Source organism: Paenibacillus sp. CF095 (assembly GCF_900101225.1).
Taxonomy (GTDB): Bacteria; Bacillota; Bacilli; order Paenibacillales; family Paenibacillaceae; genus Paenibacillus.
Window position 1 is genome coordinate 22,180 of sequence record NZ_FMZN01000009.1, and the last position, 19,455, is coordinate 41,634.

17 protein-coding genes are annotated in these 19,455 nt (G+C 48.3%); 12 read left to right on the forward strand and 5 right to left on the reverse strand.

The window, feature by feature from the left end:
• The first annotated feature begins 167 nt into the window (after positions 1 to 167).
• Positions 168 to 1,673 carry an MDR family MFS transporter gene (locus BLS69_RS30090; protein WP_256332459.1) on the forward strand — a complete coding sequence of 502 codons (1,506 nt, stop codon included), beginning with the start codon at positions 168 to 170 and terminating at the stop codon, positions 1,671 to 1,673.
• A 469-nt stretch (positions 1,674 to 2,142) separates the two neighbouring features.
• Here the strand turns inward: BLS69_RS30090 and BLS69_RS30095 are convergent, their stop codons facing one another.
• Entirely contained in the window at positions 2,143 to 2,604 is a 462-nt protein-coding gene (locus BLS69_RS30095; RefSeq protein ID WP_017690799.1) for a MarR family winged helix-turn-helix transcriptional regulator, read from the reverse strand.
• A 510-nt stretch (positions 2,605 to 3,114) separates the two neighbouring features.
• Here BLS69_RS30095 and BLS69_RS30100 point away from each other — a divergent pair.
• The 3 genes from BLS69_RS30100 to BLS69_RS30110 all read left to right on the forward strand — a co-directional run bounded on the left by BLS69_RS30100 (position 3,115) and on the right by BLS69_RS30110 (position 7,719).
• Positions 3,115 to 4,446, forward strand: coding sequence for an MFS transporter (locus BLS69_RS30100; protein ID WP_091038975.1), 1,332 nt, complete (start codon positions 3,115 to 3,117; stop codon positions 4,444 to 4,446).
• Positions 4,447 to 4,653: 207 nt separating this feature from the next.
• Positions 4,654 to 5,985: a hypothetical protein gene (locus BLS69_RS30105; RefSeq protein ID WP_091038977.1), complete on the forward strand. Its 1,332-nt coding sequence runs from the start codon at positions 4,654 to 4,656 to the stop codon at positions 5,983 to 5,985.
• Between the two features lie 45 nt (positions 5,986 to 6,030).
• A complete protein-coding gene (locus BLS69_RS30110) occupies positions 6,031 to 7,719 on the forward strand; it encodes a hypothetical protein (protein WP_091038979.1) in 1,689 nt (562 codons plus the stop codon).
• Positions 7,720 to 7,798: 79 nt separating this feature from the next.
• Here the strand turns inward: BLS69_RS30110 and BLS69_RS30115 are convergent, their stop codons facing one another.
• A complete protein-coding gene (locus BLS69_RS30115) occupies positions 7,799 to 8,191 on the reverse strand; it encodes a type II toxin-antitoxin system death-on-curing family toxin (protein ID WP_091038981.1) in 393 nt (130 codons plus the stop codon).
• 1 nt (position 8,192) lies between these two features.
• Entirely contained in the window at positions 8,193 to 8,486 is a 294-nt protein-coding gene (locus BLS69_RS30120) for an AbrB/MazE/SpoVT family DNA-binding domain-containing protein (RefSeq protein ID WP_176873173.1), read from the reverse strand.
• A gap of 195 nt (positions 8,487 to 8,681) precedes the next feature.
• Between BLS69_RS30120 and BLS69_RS30125 the strand changes: the two genes are divergently transcribed.
• The 3 genes from BLS69_RS30125 to BLS69_RS30135 all read left to right on the forward strand — a co-directional run bounded on the left by BLS69_RS30125 (position 8,682) and on the right by BLS69_RS30135 (position 11,179).
• Positions 8,682 to 9,413, forward strand: coding sequence for an ABC transporter ATP-binding protein (locus tag BLS69_RS30125; RefSeq protein WP_091038984.1), 732 nt, complete (start codon positions 8,682 to 8,684; stop codon positions 9,411 to 9,413).
• A 21-nt stretch (positions 9,414 to 9,434) separates the two neighbouring features.
• Positions 9,435 to 10,682, forward strand: a complete 1,248-nt coding sequence (locus BLS69_RS30130; protein ID WP_091038985.1) for an ABC transporter permease — start codon at positions 9,435 to 9,437, stop codon at positions 10,680 to 10,682.
• A gap of 110 nt (positions 10,683 to 10,792) precedes the next feature.
• A complete protein-coding gene (locus BLS69_RS30135) occupies positions 10,793 to 11,179 on the forward strand; it encodes a hypothetical protein (protein WP_143023644.1) in 387 nt (128 codons plus the stop codon).
• A gap of 371 nt (positions 11,180 to 11,550) precedes the next feature.
• Here the strand turns inward: BLS69_RS30135 and BLS69_RS30140 are convergent, their stop codons facing one another.
• Positions 11,551 to 12,819 (reverse strand): BaiN/RdsA family NAD(P)/FAD-dependent oxidoreductase, encoded by a 1,269-nt coding sequence (locus tag BLS69_RS30140; protein WP_091038989.1) that lies wholly within the window; start codon positions 12,817 to 12,819, stop codon positions 11,551 to 11,553.
• A gap of 196 nt (positions 12,820 to 13,015) precedes the next feature.
• Between BLS69_RS30140 and BLS69_RS30145 the strand changes: the two genes are divergently transcribed.
• From BLS69_RS30145 to nadE, 3 genes are all read left to right on the forward strand, one after another.
• Entirely contained in the window at positions 13,016 to 14,710 is a 1,695-nt protein-coding gene (locus tag BLS69_RS30145) for a two-component system sensor histidine kinase NtrB (protein WP_176873175.1), read from the forward strand.
• A gap of 221 nt (positions 14,711 to 14,931) precedes the next feature.
• Complete coding sequence (locus BLS69_RS30150) at positions 14,932 to 15,366, forward strand: BrxA/BrxB family bacilliredoxin (RefSeq protein WP_091038991.1); 435 nt, start codon at positions 14,932 to 14,934, stop codon at positions 15,364 to 15,366.
• 138 nt (positions 15,367 to 15,504) lie between these two features.
• Entirely contained in the window at positions 15,505 to 16,314 is an 810-nt protein-coding gene (gene nadE, locus BLS69_RS30155) for an ammonia-dependent NAD(+) synthetase (protein ID WP_047841401.1), read from the forward strand.
• A gap of 126 nt (positions 16,315 to 16,440) precedes the next feature.
• On the opposite strand, the gene BLS69_RS30160 is transcribed toward nadE, so the two are convergent.
• Complete coding sequence (locus BLS69_RS30160; RefSeq protein ID WP_091038993.1) at positions 16,441 to 17,256, reverse strand: alpha/beta hydrolase family protein; 816 nt, start codon at positions 17,254 to 17,256, stop codon at positions 16,441 to 16,443.
• Positions 17,257 to 17,505: 249 nt separating this feature from the next.
• Between BLS69_RS30160 and acpS the strand changes: the two genes are divergently transcribed.
• Together acpS and mutY are read left to right on the forward strand one after the other, a co-directional pair.
• On the forward strand, positions 17,506 to 17,904 hold the full coding sequence (gene acpS / locus BLS69_RS30165) for a holo-ACP synthase (protein WP_091038994.1): 399 nt from the start codon (positions 17,506 to 17,508) through the stop codon (positions 17,902 to 17,904).
• 29 nt (positions 17,905 to 17,933) lie between these two features.
• A complete protein-coding gene (mutY, locus tag BLS69_RS30170; RefSeq protein WP_091038996.1) occupies positions 17,934 to 19,301 on the forward strand; it encodes an A/G-specific adenine glycosylase in 1,368 nt (455 codons plus the stop codon).
• Positions 19,302 to 19,455: the final 154 nt, after the last annotated feature.

The following is a 19,455-nucleotide window of genomic DNA, read 5'->3' on the forward strand; positions in this document are numbered from 1 at the left end:
GAAGCGTTCGCCTTTATCACCGGATTTCTCCTTTAGAGAGGAGAAGTAAAAATCTGGGGATAACAGCGATCGGAAGCTTGTTCTGGTTCGTAGTAGAAGTGTAAATTAACGTACCAATTATATAGAGAAACAAAGAGAGAAGGGTTTGTGTGAATGCAACTGGAGGTTTGAAGCGCAGTTTCATCTTAACCGGGCTGTTGCTCGCGACATTTCTGTCAGCGATTGAAGGCACCGTAATTGGTCCAGCAGGGCCGACCATTGTCAGTGAGCTGGGGAGTGTACAGCTGCTGAGCTGGATTTTCACCGCATACCTGTTGACGATGGCTGTGAGTACGCCCATTTTCGGCAAAATCAGTGACTTGTATGGACGAAAGCCTGTATTTCTGATTGGCTGTGCCTTATTTTTACTGGGTTCACTCTTGTGCTGTCTGTCGCAGAACATGGAGCAATTAATTATTTTTCGTGCCATTCAAGGGATCGGTGCTGGTGCGGTAGTTCCTGTTACATTTACGATTATCGGGGACATCTACGCCATTGAAGAACGTGGCAAAATTCAGGGCTGGATCAGCTCCGTGTGGGGCATTTCCTCTCTGGCAGGACCACTGCTTGGAGGTTATTTTGTAGATAATCTGGGCTGGCAGTGGATCTTTGGTTTTAATGTGCCGTTTGGTCTGCTTGCGATGTGGTTTGTATTTCGTTATCTGAAGGAAGATATCTCTCCACGTACGGCCAAAATTGATTATGTCGGTGCACTGACCTTCACGGTGGGCATTACCGCATTGTTATTTGTCCTGTCGGCGGGTGGGCAGTATTATGCCTGGAGCTCTCCGTTGATTGTAGGACTGAGTGTGGTTGCCGCTCTGTTTATTATTTTATTTTTTGTGGTGGAAAAAAAAGCTCAGGCCCCAATGGTTCCACTACATTTGTTCCGAATTCGTGATATCCGTGTGGCGAATATCGCTGGACTCCTGACCAGTACTTTGATGATCGGCCTGACCAGTTATTTGCCGCTCTGGGTGCAGGGGGTTCGGGGAGGTAATGCGACGGAATCCGGATTGCTGCTCGCGCCGATGTCGGTAGGTTGGCTCATTGGTAGTGTGTTGGCAGGCCGCCTGTTGATGAAAATTGGATCACGGTTGACCGCATTGATTGGATTAACGGGAATTGCGATCGGATCGGGTGGACTCTTTCTGGTGGGCGGGACATCCCCCCAGGCTGTGCTATTTATATTGACCTTTATTTATGGTCTCGGCTTCGGGTTTGCATTCACGATCTTCACCATTATTGCGCAGTCCTCCGTAGGGTATAAGGAGCGTGGCTCCTCTACGGCACTGCACACGTTCATGCGTACATTGGGACAGACGATTGGTGCAGCGGCTTTTGGCACCTGGTTGAACTATCGAATCTCCACGTTATCGAGTGAGCAGAATCTGGCGGAGGCTGGAATTTCGGAGAATGATCTGAATGAACTGCTCGCACCACATACGGATGCAGCACTATCAGATGATAAATGGGCGCTGCTGCGTAACGTGCTGGAAGGAAGCTTGCATTCCCTGTTTGTCATTATGTTTGTCATTGCACTGGTCTCGTGGGTAACGACGCTTGCTCTACGCAAACGTTTAATTGTACCCGAAGATGCAGATGCTCCACCGCAGCCACAAGGCTCAAAGTAAAAGTGGATGTATATACGAAAAACATATAAAAAACCGGATTCGCCGATGTGAGGCAAATCCGGTTATTTTTGTTGGCAAATGTGCAATGAACTAGAGTTTATCTTCAAACTCAGGCAAGTGATACGTTGGGGGATGTCCGGGTCTAAAGCATTTTGAAGTACAGGCTGGCTGATCCTGGTGAATCGTCCAGACGAATTTCTAAGGAACGGAGGACGTCTCATTTGGCCATCTGCTCCTCTTTTTAAATTGTAAGGGACATGAGACACGTTATTCCCCAAAATCACCTGAAAAACACGTTGTAAACGGCTGTTTATTCAAAGATAGCGTGTGTCAGATTCCTTAAAATGCTGCGAGCGCTTCAAACCCCTGAATAAGACGTCACAGGTTCGTTAGCGTTAGCGCTCCCGCTCCATATCTGCTCCAGTACATTATGTTACGCTCCGGCTTTCGGCAGGTTTGAAGATACGCTCTAGCTACTCGCGGATAAACGGTCTGCAGAATGTGCAAGCCTTCCCAAGAGTTCGGACAGCAATTCCTTGTCTTCCTCACTTAGTCCACTTACCGCCCGATCAATCTTCAACGCATAGCCTGGATAGATGTCATCCATGGTGCGCTGTCCTTCTTCGGTCAGTTCCACAAAGATGATACGTCTGTCCTGCGGACAATGTTTGCGGTGTAACAATCCTTTTTGCTCGAGCTTATCGATCACATAGGTCACATTACCACTTTGCAGCAGAAGTTGTGCGCCAACCTGTTGAATTGGCTGAGCTCCTTTCATATATAACACTTCGAGCACCCCGTATGCGGTGGGGTTGAAGCCATGCACTTTGCTTCCGGATACAGCGTGTTCATTCACGCTCTTGAATGTCTGGGCCAAGGTGCGGTACAGATGAAGTGAACGTTCGGTTCCGATTTCTTGTAATTCCAGCATGCTGATCCCGCCTTTTCAGATTAGTTTTATAAGTTGAAATGATAAAGTTACAACCTACCACTACGAGGACAGAACAACCTTCCAATCACTGTTATCCCCAGATTTTTTGAAATATTCTTCAAAGGTAAAATCCGGTGATAGCGTATGCTTCCGATGGAGCTTTCTTTCAGAAAGCTTTTAGGTGAACGCTTCGCTTTTTCAGGTTATTTCTGTCCTCTCCGTTATGCTGTTCATGTAAAAGAGTATTTCAACTTATATGAGTTGGTTAGTTATGTTTGACGATTCAGGTTGTCGCCATGGTTTAATTGTAAACTTCTATTTCTACGAAAAACATGCGATATGTCACAAGATTTGCATTTTTAGCATTTAAAATTTGATCATTCATCATGCTAAAAAAATCATCCTTCAGATGTCGCTTCTTCTCCGCCTCTGGCAGGAGGTTGAGTCAAGCCCTAATCTCTTATAATGAGTTCATATTATGAATTCGGAAGGTAATGGAGGAGAAGAAGGATGACAAGTGATTTAACGTTTGCAGGACAACGACCACTGAAAAATAACCGATCTTTTGTAACATTGATGGTGGCACAGGCCATTTCCAATCTGGGTGATTGGCTGCATCTGCTCGCAATCCTGACCCTCGTGGGTATCCGCTGGAATGCAACGCCATGGGAGATTACATTTGTCACACTTTCCGCAGCACTACCTATTCTGTTGACAGGGCCATTCGCAGGCACGCTTGCAGATCGCCTGAACCGAAAATGGCTGATGATTGTAGCTGATGGTGCACGGATCATCATTGTGGGTGCGTTAATTTTTGCGGACCAGATCTGGCACGTCTACATACTGCTTGTCCTCAAATCCCTGTTCGATGTAATCTTCTCTCCGGCCAAAAACGGAAAGCTGAAGGAAATTGTACCTCGGGAACAGCTTGCGCAAGCTGTATCCATCAGCTCGGTGATCGAACAGATGTCCAAAATTATCGGTCCAGCGCTTGGTGGACTGCTGGTAGCCGCTTTTGGCATCACCTGGTGTTTTGTTCTCGATTCAGCGTCTTTTCTGATTTCCGGCATCATTTTATTGTGGATTCCTGGAACTCGGGTGATCCAATCTGCAATTCATAACGTAACAGAAGTAGAGGAAGAGACAGCTGGGGGTGTTCGGAACCGCTCAAAAGACTCTTTTTGGAAAGAAACACAGGAGGGTATCCGCATGCTCGCATCTCTCCCTTATGTAGGAACGTCTCTGATTTTGCTTGCTTCAGCCATACTTTTTCTGCAATTTGCCGATTCACAGACTGTGGTGTTATTCAGACAGCTTCCCGGAATTTCAAGTGATCTGCTGGGATGGTGCGTGGCAGCAAGTGGCGTAGGCACATTAATTGCAGCGATGAGTGTGCGGAAGTGGAAGCATGCAGGGCATGTTTTGAAAATGGGTCTGGGTACCATACTCATGGGTCTGGTTATCGGCGGAGCCGGAGTTATTGTTGGGATTTGGCCGCACGCCGGGTTAGGTGCCAATCTGTTGTTAGTATCCCTCTTTGCCTTGGCAGGTGTCGGAATTGGGTTTGCGATTGTGCCCTTTCAAATCCTGTTGCAGGAACAGACACCTGAGGCGATGACAGGCAGGGTATTTGGAACGGTAGGCAGCGTGATGACAGCCAGTAATATTATGGGCCCGGTGGTAGGCGGATTCATGGTCACCTCATTTGGTGTAGTGCCGGCTTTTGTCTGTTCAGGCATTTTGCTGACCCTGCTTGGGTTGATTTATTTGATGAAACGTAGCAGGGAAAAAGCCGATCTGAATGGCTCCATTGCAGCCAAGACCATGGTTGCAGGCGACTGAAAACAGGCCGAATCTGCTCAGGTTAGAACAGTTGAAATGAAGGTTTGAATTTACGTCAAATTTTAAGTTTATGATTAAAAAGCGTTTGAGTAAACGCCTTCACGTTTAATGAGGAACAGGCAGAAATCCCTGTATTCTAATTATTCCTAGGGGAAAACTCATATGCCTTGTCCCACCAACGCATTAGCGGAAAGGGGGTGAAGCAACTTGAATGTAAAGTTACCAAAATCGATTGTGCGTCTTGGAAGCATACCACTGGCTATACTTGCCGGGACTTTGCTTCTGGGAGTTGGATCGTCACATGTATACGCCGATGATGCTCAGGCATCTTCTGAAAAACCGTCCAGCGGATTGTCACTAAATTTGTTTTCACGTGATTCGGATGGCGGGTTGAATCTGACTCCGTCGGTATCGGTATCCACACCACTACTGGATGTTGAAGTTCCGTCGATCAAAGCGAACGAATCCACAGGTAAGCTGAGTGTATCTGAGCTGAAAGTAGATACACCGCTTGGATCGGCCGGAACATCAGAGATTGGGATTGATGCGAAGAAGGGAAACGTCGAACTGCCGTCTGTACAGGCGGATACACCGGTGATCAAAGCCGATGTATCAAGCAGTCAGGTGAACCTCAACGAAGGTACAGCTTCCTTGCCTGGCGTTACCGCAGAGGTACCCAAAGTGATCAAGGCAGAGACGTCTGCTGTGAAAACAGACCTTCGACAGGGTAAGGTTGAATTACCTTCCGTGAAGGTGGATGTACCCGAGGTTACTTCGGTCAATATCTCTTCATCCCGAGTGGATCTGAGTAAGGGAAATGTACAGTTGCCTTCTGTGAAAGCAGAAGTTCCAGTTGTAGACGTATCCGCTGAACTCAATCCTGATCAGGAAAAGGTGGAGATTCCAAGTGTGAAGCCAGAACAGCCGTCGGTCGTCAAAACACCGATTGGTGAAACTGCCAATACGAGCGCGCTCGCAGATCCTGTTTCATCTCAGAACAGCGAGGAAGGACTGGACGCAGTACAGGTTACAGGGAAAGTGATTGAGGTCACCCCGGAACCAGTAATACGTCCAGAACAACCCGCTGCCCCGCAGGCAGTGCCTGTAGAAGGAACCGATCTGACGCAGGATTCCGATGTTAATGCAGGTTTGCCCGATAACGAGGTATTCCTCGTAGATCCGTCATCTGCTAAACCAGCTGTCACTGAACAAGTGCAGAGTAACCAGGAAGCCAATCTGAAACAAGATGATGCTGATGCAGCATCTCCATTGCAGCCTCGCACAGAACGACCAACCAGTTGGTCTGTTGCAGCAACTTCTCCCGGAGCAGCTAATGCTTCCGCCGGGACAAGCTCCGGTTCGTCCGGTGTAACTGGAGGTGGAGCAACCGCTCCAGCCGCTGCACTTCCGGGAGCAACAACGGGTCTGGTTACGCCAGATTACGATTTTGCTTTCCGAATGGAACGGCTCGATGGATTCAGTCAATGGTCACAGGCACCGCCTGGGCGGCCGCCGCAATATACCTCTTTCTCTCAATAACAATGGCGTTAATTCAACCAAAATTGAGAAGGAGTGTATATAATCATGAAAAAAGTGAATCGTTGGGTAAAATTGTCGGTATTGTCGGGTACGTTGGTGGCTGGATTGCTGGGAGCTTCGCAGGCAACTTACGCAGATAGTTATAGCAATAACAGCAGTGGTAATCTGGATCTAAATGCAGGTTTGCGTCTGGAGTTAGGATCTCTTCTGTCAGGACACCGTGACACAGGTTACGGAAACCATGGTAGCTACGGAGGTTCATCCAGTGCAAGCGGAGCATTGAATTTGGATCTTGGACTCAATGCCGGCTTATCCTCAGAGAGCACGAACCGATACAATGATCGTTCTTCCGACCACACTGCGGAGCGTAGCAGTTCTGGCAAGCTGGGCCTTGGCTTAAATGCCAATGTGTCGGGAGAAGGTACAACGATGAGCGACTATCCACGAGGCGGCGACCATCGGAACGTGAACAGCAGCTATGCGACTGAAAGCCGTGGAGCACTGGGTCTCGGTCTGAACGTGAATGCCGAGGGTGAGAGTGCGACATGGACTCAATCTGAACGCAACAACAGCGTGAAAGACAGTGAGCGTAACGTAAACAGCAGCTACGCAAACGAAAGCCGTGGAGCGCTGGATCTGGGTCTGAGCGCGAAAGCGGAAGGAGAGAGTGCAACGATGGCTCAATCCGAACGCAACAATAGCGTGAAAGACAGCGAGCGTAACGTGAACAGCAGCTATGCGAGCGAAAGCCGTGGAGCACTGGATCTGGGTCTGAACGCTAAGGCAGAAGGAGAGAGTGCAACGACGGCTCAATCTGAACGCAGCAATAGCGTGAAAGACACCGAGCGTAACGTGAACAGCAACTACGCAAACGAAAGCCGTGGAGCACTGGATCTGGGTCTGAACGCTAAGGCAGAAGGAGAGAGTGCAACGATGGCTCAATCCGAGCGCAATAACAGCGTGAATGACCGTGAGCGTACCGACAGCAGCAGCTATGAGAGCGAAAGCCGCGGAGCACTGGATCTGGGTCTGAACGCGAAAGCGGAAGGTGAGAGTGCTACAGTAGCTCAATCTGAACGCAGCAACAGCGTGAAAGACACCGAGCGTAACGTAAACAGCAACTACGCGAGCGAAAGCCGCGGCGCACTGGATCTGGGTCTGAACGCAAAAGCCGAAGGAGAGAGTGTAACGATGGCTCAATCCGAGCGCAATAACAGCGTGAATGACCGTGAGCGTACCGACAGCAGCAGCTATGCGAGCGAAAGCCGCGGAGCACTGGATCTGGGTCTGAACGCGAAAGCAGAAGGAGAGAGTGCAACAATGGCTCAATCCGAACGCAACAACAGCGTGAAAGACAGTGAGCGTAACGTGAACAGCAGCTATGCAAGCGAAAGCCGCGGAGCCTTGGATCTGGGTCTGAACGCGAAAGCAGAAGGAGAGAGTGCAACAATGGCTCAATCCGAACGCAACAACAGCGTGAAAGACAGCGAGCGTAACGTGAACAGCAGCTATGCGAGCGAAAGCCGTGGAGCGCTGGATCTGGGTCTGAACGCTAAGGCAGAAGGAGAGAGTGCAACGACGGCTCAATCTGAACGCAGCAACAGCGTGAAAGACACCGAGCGTAACGTAAACAGCAACTACGCGAGCGAAAGCCGCGGCGCACTGGATCTGGGTCTGAACGTGGATGCGGATGCAGAGAGTGAAACTACATCTGTGGTGGAGACAAATCGGTAATATGAGATTTTCACTGTAATATGAAGAAGCAGGGGCTCCGGAACCCCTGCTTCTTTTTTGCATTTATAAGACATATGAGTTAGCGTTCTTCTGAATGTTCTTCTAATAAGTGTACTATCTTTTCAAATGTATACTCGCCTTCGGCAATGTTGACCATAAATTCTACGGCATATTTACGTTCCATCTGCAAATGGTAGCCATTCACTCGCAGAAAGGACTTGGTTACAAGATAAGCTGTACGTTTATTTCCGTTATAGAAACAGTGGTTTTTAACCAATGACTCTAATAAGGCAGTAGCTTTATCAAATATGGAAGGGTAGGCATCCTCTCCAAACAAACTTTGGAGAGGTCTATTTATCGCAGAATCCAACAAAGCAGAATCCTTAACCCCAGCTTGTGCTGTATCATTCATCTTCTTCATCATAAAATGGTGAGCGGCTACTACTTCTTCAATGGAAAGGAATATGGTCATCTTAACGATCCCTTAAATCATTTAGGATATCCTCATCTTCTTCGAAAACGTCGAAGAAAGCTTCCAGTACTTCGGGTCTTACATGTTCGGGTATTTTCATTTGTTTAACCTTTTTTAGTACAATTTCTCCCTGACTGTTTTCAATAAATTCAATCTCATCGCCCTGAGAAACATGGAGCTTATCAATCAAAACCTTAGGCAAGCTAATGCCCAAGCTGTTTCCCATCTTGCCTATTTTGCGAGAAAGAATTTTTCTTTTGGAATGCTCCTCTTTCATCTGAGCCCCACCATTCATGATATATTCCTCCTATAGTATGATCTAACTTATGAAAGTAATACATTTGTATGTAATAATGTTAGTATGTAATAACATTATAACATGGTTTGTACTTCAAAATGCTCAAAATGATCAAACATACAACCCGCAACTCGATTACAATAAAACATAAAGAATGAAATAAACGCCTGATCAGAACAGGGAGTGAATGATATGGGAACGGAATATAACAGTACGGAAGTACAGGAGTCCATATTGGACGTACATATTACAGAGGCAGGATACGAGCCGGGAAAATCGACCATACGCAATATTCGAATGAATGTGGCGCGAGGAGAACTGGTGGGTATTATCGGACCAAATGGTGCGGGCAAAAGTACCACAATCAAAACACTGCTTGGTCTGCTGGAACATGCGAACTATGAAGTGACGATTGGAGGAGATGGTCGTTATGCCTATATCCCGGAGCAACCGGTTTTTTATGAATATATGACGCTATGGGAACATCTTGATCTGGCTGCAGCGGCGTATGAAATGGAGGAAGAAGGTTTTGTTGCCAGAGCGGAGGAGCTGTTGGTTCGTTTCGGTATGGACCATGTTCGGAATGATCTTCCAGCCAGTTTTTCGAAGGGCATGCGGCAGAAAATGATGCTGATGATCGGATTTCTGTCTTCACCGGATATCTATATTGTGGACGAGCCGTTCATTGGACTGGACCCTCGTGCAACCAAGGATTTTCTAAAATTACTAGATGATGAACGTCGCCGTGGTGCGGGTGTGCTCATGTCTACGCATGTGCTGGATACCGCTGAACGAATCTGCGACCGGTTTATTCTGATTGCTTCGGGCAGATCTGCTGCCGAGGGAACATTGGATGAGATCCGTGAAGCGGCAGGATTGCCGGAAGCCTCTTTGTTTGACTGTTTCGATGTACTGACGTCATAGATAGAGAGAGGGTGAGAGAGAATGGAAACTTCCCAGCGTTATACACCACTTCGTTTATACAGGCGAAGACGCAAAGAGCATTTCAGGGAACAGATGAAAAATCTCAGACTCGTCGTGGATTGGACGGTGTGGGTATATCTGCTTGTTCCGGGCCTACTCTATCTGATTGGGTGGTACACGAGTCTGTGGACCAAACCGCTGCCTGCATGGGCGACAGGATTACCACTACCCGTACTGACCGGGTTGATCGACGTCGTTATGCTTACCGGTGGTGTGTTGATATTTGTGGAGGAAGCGGATGTATTGTTTCTGAAGTCAAGGCCGTTGTGGATGCGCACGTTAATGAGGCAAGGGCTCTACCGGTCCTGTCTGCAACATCTTGGCAAAATGTTGTTGATTACAGCGCTGACTGCTCCCCTGTGGTCCCGTGTCTATGAGATGTCGAATCTCCAGATTGCACTTATGGCTGTCTGGTTTGGTGCAGTAGCGTCATTTCAAGCCATAACACTACATATGACGAAGGTTCGACATACAGGATGGCGACGCTGGATTCAGATGATCCCTCTCGTCATTGGCATAGGTTATATGACCATTCATGCGACATCATGGATGTATGGACAGACGTGGAAAATCATATTTGGAATCGTAATTATCATGCTTCTTCTGATTACAGTTGGACAGATGAGGCTGTTGATGAAGGGAACGTTTGAAGGGGATGTGCGGGAGGATCTGCGGAGCAGGCTACAGCTTACAGCTCTAATGTTAAGTCGGGCGGTGAGCAAGCCGAAAGCCCCACGAACACGGTCCATCATCTTCCGCAAACCGCGTAAACTGTTACGCAATCGTTCCATCGCGAATCGGACAGCGGAGATTGCATTCAAGGCATTTTTCCGGAACTCGGCCACGATGAAATTGTATCTGCAGCTTGGAGGACTATCCATCGCAGCAGTTGCATTACCACCTTTTCCGGTCAATGTCATTGTGTGTGCGTTATTAATCATCATGTTGACGGTGATGTTTTATCGTTCCTGGGATGTTTTTGCCACGTCCGACTATGTTCAGCTTATAACGTATGACTCGGAGGCGCTGCATCTTGCAGGTTCAATGATGGTTCGGATGTTGTTTGTCCCGATTGGCATTCTTATGGGATTCACGCTGGGATTGGCCTGGCTCGGCTGGATCGTCGGTATTCTGACAGCCGCAGGTGCGGTGGCCTTCGGACTCTGCGTCTTATCTATTGCCGGATGGGTTCGGCTGACCCGGGCCTAAAGGAATTCCTTTCTAAGTCAGAGCATATCGTGCGCTATATCTGCCCATGCTATAGAAGAAAGAATCTCATCTATGGATGATGAGAGATTAGCTATAGCAAGGAGGAAGAGATGATGATGGATAATAGCGAACTACAGGTGCACTTCTCAGACGGTTCAGCGTTGAATGCTGCCAGGGCAACCTTGGAGGAATTGGGATATAAGCCGTATCAGTCCGGCCCGCTGGAATTGTACATCCCCACAGATCGCCAAGATCCTCAGTCTGCCGTAGAGATTGTACAATCTCATGGAGGAAGTGCCGTATTTGCCGCGCAAACGGAAGAACTGGATCAGTTTCAGAATATATCGATTCCGGCTCATCTCGTGAATGAGGACTGGAATGAGGGCTATGCGAGTGGAAACCAGGGAAGCCAGACGGAGCAAGGCAGACATAACTATAGCGATGACCCGACATACGATGATTCGGCTGATGGATTCTCAGGCAGTGTCAAAGCATAGAAGGGAAAAGATCACAAGTTAAGAGTGGTTCGTTCCGTCTTTCTAAAATGGCATAATGCCCAAAAACCCCGATACTCCACAGATAGTGGATCTCGGGGTTTTTGACATCTGAAGCAATTCATCATGCGCTTAAAGTGTGTAATACCTAGTATTGAGAGTTCAAAAAGTTCGGTTTTCAGTACCGAGAAGATGGAATGAAGCTAGAAATGGAGTAGCGGAGTGTAGGGAAAACTACGTGAGCAACTACAATGTTTCTGAAGGAAACATACTTCGTAGGCATCAACCTATTTCGGCTGAATTTCATATTCGATGCTGATGATGCCATTAGGCATGATTCGTAATCAAAAGCGGACTTTTTGAACAACCTCTATTTATAGTTTAGCGTGTTTATATTCAGCTGCATGCATGCCAGCCGTATATCCCGTTGAGAATGCAGCGGTGATATTATACCCTCCGGTGTAGCCGTGAATATCCAGAACTTCACCGCAAAAGAATAGTCTAGGCAGCAGCTTGGATTCCATCGTTTTTGGGTATATCTCCTTTAAGTGGATTCCTCCCCCAGTGACAAAGGCTTCTTTGAGCGATCTCGTTCCGTCTGCACGGAAGGTAAAAGCTTTCATTAGCCCGCACAAGTTGCTTAACATACCTTTAGGAAAATGGTGGAACGTGAGGTCATCGCTGATCTCTGCCCGTTTCATCATTAATGGAATCATGCGCTCTGGAACCCATGTTTTCAGTATGTTTTTGACAGCCTTGCGGGACTCTTGTTCCAATACCTGCTGAACCTGTGCTTCCAATGCACCTGGGGACAGCTCCGGTAACAGATCAATGCTCATGATGACCTGTGGGTTTCCAGACTTCATCTGAACCTTGCGGATAAATTGGCTACAACGCAGTGCAACCGGTCCAGACACTCCAAAATGCGTGAAGATCATATCCCCCCGATGGGAGATGACGGTTTTTCCTTTGGCGTCCAATACAGATAAGCCGATATCCCTCAAAGACAAACCTTGCAGTTCTTTGGATTGAATCCAACTCTCCCCAGACACAATAGGCACTTCGGTTGGATATAACTCCGTAATCGTGTGCCCCGCAGCCTCAGCCCAGGGGTAACCATCTCCGGTTGATCCGGTTTGGGGTACGGATTTGCCACCAGTAGCGATAATGACAGAGCGTCCAAGGATCGTTTTACCTGAGAGCAATTTAACACCCTGTACGTGCTGACCGTTCTGAATGAGTTCCTTAACCGGTTCTTTGGTACGAATCTCAACGCCGAGGGAGACAATTTTGCCTACCAGCGCATCCACAACGGTTTTCGCTTTATCGGTTACAGGGAACATTCTGCCGTTGTCTTCTTCTTTCAGGGCAATTCCGAGATTCTCGAAGAAACGCATGATTCCCTGGTTGTCCAGATTTTGAAACGAACTATATAAAAAGCGTCCATTACCCGGAATATGTCGGATGAGTTCATCCGTTTCCTTGGCATTGGTTACATTGCATCGACCTCCGCCAGAGATGCCGAGTTTACGACCCAGTTGATCTCCTTTATCCAGCAGAAGCACGGAGGCTCCATGCTCGGCAGCAGCAACGCAAGCCATCAGGCCCGCAGATCCACCACCAATTACAATGACATCATACATATGTTATTACCCTCTTTTTTCATTGATTTTGTCTGTTTTACGTAAAAATGTGTCTACTCCTGGCTTTTTCTGAAATATAATGGAGTTATGAGCAGTTCTATTGTGCAGTCTTAAGGGATATATTGTAATATACTGTCGCCTATGTTTTAATCAGAAATACATGAGGGAATGTGCAGGCAGAGGAGGAGATGGCATTGTGGTTGCGTTAAAGGACATGCTTTTACAAGTACTGCTGGCAGGGTCGGCGGTATATCTGATTCCCTTATTCCGTCTGGTACTTTCCAAGCGGGCTATTGCCAGAATGGAACATGCCGGAATCGTTCATACCAGTTTTGCTGTGACAAGTGTCGCTAGCATGTTATTGTGTCTGCTGTTTGCGCTCGATGCAAGCCCGGTGGCTGTGCCCATCTCATTAAGCATCGTACCTGTGATACTTGTTATTTTGTATTGTAAGTCCGCTATAGGCGCAACGCTGTCCATTCTACATATTCTCTTCTATTTTCTTTTTGCGCATTCCTATGATCTGTACGGATTTCTCCTTCATACGGGCATTCTTCTCTATCCTATTGTATGGTTGTCTGCCAAACGATTCAAGCATAATACACCTTCACGCAAAATGGCGATCCTCATCATCCTGATTACAATGGAACTGATTGTAACGAGTCTGTTATGGATCGCATCCCTCCAGAATGAATCCACATACTCTGCGACCTACATGATACTTACAGCACTTGGATATACCGCTGGAGCCATTGTTGCGGGCAGTCTGAGTCTGCTATGGCTGGAACGGATGAAGCACTATCGCGGGCTGGAGCAGCATCTCTCGGAAGTCCACCACCGATACATAGCCGAAACGGAGAAACTTCATCAGATTCTGAATGCAGTGCCTCTCTCCATTGCTACCGTAGATAAACAAGGCACAGTCATGTTTGTCAATGAGATGATGGAGCAAACCGCAAGGGAGCAGCTACCTTGTACCTCCACGCCTGATCTCATTGGACAGCCTGCCAGTCAATTTGTTGAACAAGGTCAGGCTGATAAGATGGATAAAAGCATTCGCAGAGCCATCGTTCATGGTGAGATTAGTGGGTTGACCGTTCGTTACGGTGCATACGTATTTCAGTCCCGAACCGTACCGATCTATGCCTTTTCAACAGAGTCTGCGAGAGAAGTTACAGGAGCCATGCTGATCATTCAGGATATCACGGAGCTTGAGATGTTGCGAAGTGAACTGGATAATGTGGATCGTCTCAGTCTGGTGGGGCAGATGGCTGCAAGCATTACGCATGAGGTGCGTAATCCAATGGCGGTTGTGCGGGGTTTTCTTCAACTTATGCAGGAAAAGAGTCCTGACTCCCTCGATCACTATTACCGGATCGTTCTGGAAGAGCTGGACCGGGCCAACAGTATCATTAATGATTTCTTGTCTTTGGCTCAGAATCGTATTGCCGAGAAAGAAGAATCCCAGTTGCACGATATCATACATGAACTGAGTCCATTGTTATGGGCGGATGCGAACCTGCGTGGTCAGAGTATTGAACTCATGTTGGCCCATAATGTGCCGAAGCTGCATCTCAATTCTAAGGAAATCAAACAGGTGGTGTTGAACCTGGCCCGTAACGGGATGGAAGCCATGAATGAGAAGGGCGTGCTTACGCTGGAGACACGGATAGTGGATGATAAAGTGGAACTGTGTGTACGTGACACAGGACCTGGTCTACCCAGAGTGAAGAAGGAAAAGCTGTTTGAACCTTTCTATACGACAAAAGCCAAAGGAACCGGACTTGGATTGTCCATGTGCCTAAGTATTGTGGAACGACATAATGGAACCATTACTGTGGAATCGGAGGAAGGCCAAGGCACGACCTTCAAAGTGGCATTTGAACGTTAGTCATTCAGCATATTTTGCCAGACATTGAGACATAATATTATGGAAGAGGCCTTTCCGCAGGCGGTTTCTGAATCTTGCTTTCATTGCTTATGGATGTATAATAGGAATAGCACATCATTACATCCATAATGTTCGATATGAATGTAACGTTGTTTTGGAGAGTTATTCGCCTTTAATTCTATCGAGATCATAGAACAACCATTTATAAGGAGTGAAACCGAATGTCGATGTCATTTGATCAATACATGAAAGATATGGTTCAACCCATGCGGGATGAGTTAACTCGTCTAGGAATCCAGGAGTTGCGTACTCCTGAAGAAGTGGAAGCAAGTCTGCCGGATGCAAAAGGAACAGCGCTGGTTGTCATTAACTCTGTCTGCGGATGTGCCGCAGGTCAATGTCGCCCAGGTGTGTCCCAAGCACTTCAGCACGATATTACACCGGATCACCTGTACACTGTATTTGCTGGTCAGGACAAAGAAGCAACTGCAAAAGCACGTGAATTCTTTGCACCGTATCCTCCATCTTCACCGTCCATCGCTCTGATGAAAGACGGAGAACTCGTTCACTTTATCGAGCGTCATCAAGTGGAAGACCGTTCTGCAGAGGATATTGCGGCTGATCTCAAAAGTGCATTTGACCGTTACTGCCGTTAATTCGCTCCATAGAACGCCCCGCCCTTCGGATCACCGATGCCGGGGCGTTTCATTTTGGATAGATAAGGTTATTGAACCATTCGGACCTTTCAAGCTGGACATCAAATTTCATTCATTTAGAAACGGGGTGTGTGAACGATGAGTTTGCAACAACAGATCATCGCTGAATTGAAGGTTAAACCAAGCATTAATGAGGAAGAGGAAGTACGCAAGCGTGTTGATTTTCTGAAGACGTATGTGAAAAATGCGGGTGCCAAGGGTTTGCTGATTGCGATCAGTGGCGGTATTGACAGTGCGGTGGCTACGGCGCTTTGCAAAAAAGCGACGGACGAGCTCACGCAAGAGAACAACCAAGAGTACAAAACGCTTGGTGTGTTCCAACCTTATGGTGAACAATCCGATATCGATCACAGCTACGCGGTAGCCAAAGCATACGATCTGAAGCATGTCGTGGAAACCAATATCGAAGATGCAGTTAACGAGATTGCGCTGGAAGTGGAGCAAGGTTTCAAATCTTTGGGCAGCCCACGCCATATGACTCACCAAGGCAAAGGTAATGTTAAGGCGAGAACTCGTATGGTTATGCAATATGCGCTTTCGTTTGAAGAAAACCTGCTCGTTGTAGGTACGGATCATGCGTCCGAAGCCATCACGGGCTTCTATACCAAATGGGGCGACGGTGCTGTGGATATTACACCACTGAGCACCCTGAACAAACGTCAGGTACGCCAGCTGGCAGCATATCTGAACGTGCCACAGGCTATTTTGGACAAAGCACCATCGGCAGGACTGTGGGAAGGTCAGACGGACGAAGATGAGCTGGGAATTTCGTATGAAGCGAACAGCGACTATCTCGAAGGCAAACAGATCGATCCGGCTGCACAAGAGCGCCTCGAAGCGTTCTATACGCGCACACATCACAAACGCAATGCCATTCCTGGTATCTAATACGGATGGATGAGCATGATCGTTATATAGGGAATGCAAAAAGAGTCACTGCTCACGCAGTGACTCTTTTTGTTATGTGGAACGAGAAATCGCAAAAATCCAGGTGACTACTATATTAAAGATGAGTTACCTATTCCAGTCTTTGATCTGTTGTAGGGTTTGGGTGATGGCTTGCTCCAGTTGCGGAGTGGTTTCTTTAAATGGATGTACCGTATTAAAGGTGTGGTTCCCTTCGGGTATCTGGTGCCATGGGATATCAGGGCGTGCTTGCACAAGTGCGGCAGAACCGTCACGCAGACGTTGGGGATCTTCTGTTCCCTGAATGAGTGCGACTCGCACAGGTGAAGAAGCCAAGCGATCAATGATAGCGTAACGTTCGCTATGCTTGTCCAGGTCTTCCAGAATAGCCACGTCCAGTGGCATCTGCTGGCCTGTTCGTCCGTTAACGACATGGCTGCGGCCATGCGTACGCATTTCTTCTTTTTGCTCTGTTGTGAAGAGATCCAGATTGGTTACGCCATTCCAGGAGATGACACCTGCCACCTGCTCGGGATGATCCAGTGCATAGACGAGACTTACGCCCGCACCGCGGCTGTGGCCAACCAGGTATACAGGAAGTCGAGTGAGTTCAGGTTGTGTAGCCACATGTTCCAGTACCAGGGCCAGATCGGCAAGCTCCCGGCTGTAGGTATTCACTGCGAACTTTTCAAGTTCAGAGAATTGCTCCAGATATTCGCCGATACCGTTGTGAGAGAAATTAAAGGTCAGCACATGATGTGTCTGGCTTAGCTGTGAAGCTGCGTAGGGGAACATGCCCCAGTCTTTGAAGCCTTTGTATCCGTGAGCCAGAATGATGACGCCTTGAGCGGATTGTTGTGCAGGGAAAAAGTCTCCGCGAATGATCGCATCTACGTCAGTGGGCAATTCAAAAGTTATGGGCATTATTCAGACCTCCTAAGAATTTCAGACGATTCCTGATTCATATTTTAGCATATATGGGAATGCGGATAGGTACTCGCTTCTGATCGCCCCTCCTGCTACAATAGAATACGTGTTCGGAGAGTTACGGATCATGTGATTGAATGGAGATCTTTTACAATGCATGTTCAAAAAGAGTGGTTTTCAGTACCAAGAAGATGGAACTTTTGAACAACCTCTTACAGTATAAAAGATTAAGCGGGTGAAGCGTTGATGATATATGGCATTGGTAATGATGTGCTGGAGATTGGACGTATGCGGAAGCTGCTGTCCGGTCGCCATGCGGAAGCATTTCTGAAACGAATTTTAACGCCAGCAGAGTGGGAGATCGCGGTTCGTCGTGGGAAGCGGATGACGGAGTTTGTATCCGGTCGATTTGCAGCGAAAGAAGCGGTGTCTAAGGCATTTGGCTGCGGTATTGGTGGTGTCATGGGTTTTACTGACATTGAGGTGTTGCCTGATGGGACAGGACGTCCAGTGGCCTCGCTGTCCAGTCAAGCCTGGGAACGTCTGCAGCTGCCATACGATAAGCAATATGATATTCATTTGAGCATTACGCATCAGACGGAATTGGCAGCGGCCTTTGCGATCGTAGAACAGATGGAAAAGTAGCTAGCTTGGCAATAGGAGAGGACGGAACTATGGGTTTACAGGAACAGAAACAACATTTCAGCGTGAATTTGCTGGACTGGTATATGGTCAACCGACGGGATTTGCCGTGGCGTCGCCACAACAATCCGTATTTCACATGGGTATCGGAGATTATGCTTCAGCAGACTCGGGTCGATACGGTAATTCCGTATTTCAATCGTTTTATCGGGAATTTCCCGACCGTGCAGGCGTTGGCGGAAGCACCCGAAGAGGATGTGTTGAAAAATTGGGAGGGACTCGGGTATTACTCCCGTGCACGTAATCTTCAGGCTGCCGCGAGACAAGTCATGGAGCTGCACGGAGGAGAGATGCCTCAGGAGAAACAGGCTGTCTTTGCATTAAAAGGGGTGGGCCCGTATACTGCCGGGGCCATTCTCAGCATTGCCTTCAACCAGCCGCAGCCTGCGGTAGATGGCAATGTCATGCGGGTACTGTCCCGATACTTCCTCATCGATGAGGACATTATGAAGGGCAGCACCCGGGTGTTAATGGAAGAGCTCGCAGGAGAGCTCATTCCGGAAGGGCGGGCGCGTGATTTCAATCAGGCGCTGATGGAGCTTGGTGCGCTGGTGTGTACACCCAAAGCGCCGCACTGCCTGACTTGCCCGGTCATGGAGCAATGTTCCGGCCGTATCGCCGGAAGAGAGCTTACGCTGCCGGTTAAGACCAAGGCGAAGCCGCCGCGCCCTGAGCAGCGGCTGGTCGCGATTGTGGAGGGCCGCGGTGCTCATCGCGGCCAAGTGCTTGTGCGCCAGCGCCCAGACACGGGCCTATTGGCCCGCATGTGGGAGCTGCCACATGTGCTCGCGGCGCCCGCCGCAGCGAGCAAGAAGGCAGCGCCGCTGGCGGATGAGCCGGCCATGGCATTGCTGGCCGGCAGTCTATGGGCGGAAGGCTTCGCTGCCCGCCCGGAAGGGCTGGCTACCCATGCGGAGCATGTGTTCAGCCACATTGTCTGGAGCCTGCAGGTGTACAAGTGTACCGAGCAGGACCAGAGCAGTGAGCTTCCGCTGATCGCAGCGGAAGCCAGAGCCGCCTACGATGCACAGGCGGCAACAAGGGAGGGCACAGCCTCATCATCAGCTGTGTCACCTGAGTCAGACACAACGCATTCATCGGAGCCAAGCACGCCTAATGCGCAGAACATCTCAACATCGCTTAACGATGGAGAGATGTTGATGTCATCATCTGACGTTAGTGATCCTGCCCTGAGCACGCTGACACTGACAGGTAAAGGTGATGGCTTGACCTACCGCTGGATCGGTCCGGAAGATATGGACAAGATGGCATTCCCCAACATATTTCTGAAGCTGATCAGCAGTTATTTTGCCGGTGCGTATGATCAAGTGAATGATTAAATGGGGGAGCTAACGAACCTGAGTGACGTTATCATAGCCAAATCAACCCAAAAGTGCGCATTAAAGCTCGTATTTGGGGAAATAGCTACTCTGAGATTCGTTAGGTTCGCGATACGATGAAATATGGAGCAATAGCGTGTCCTGGGTTCGTTAG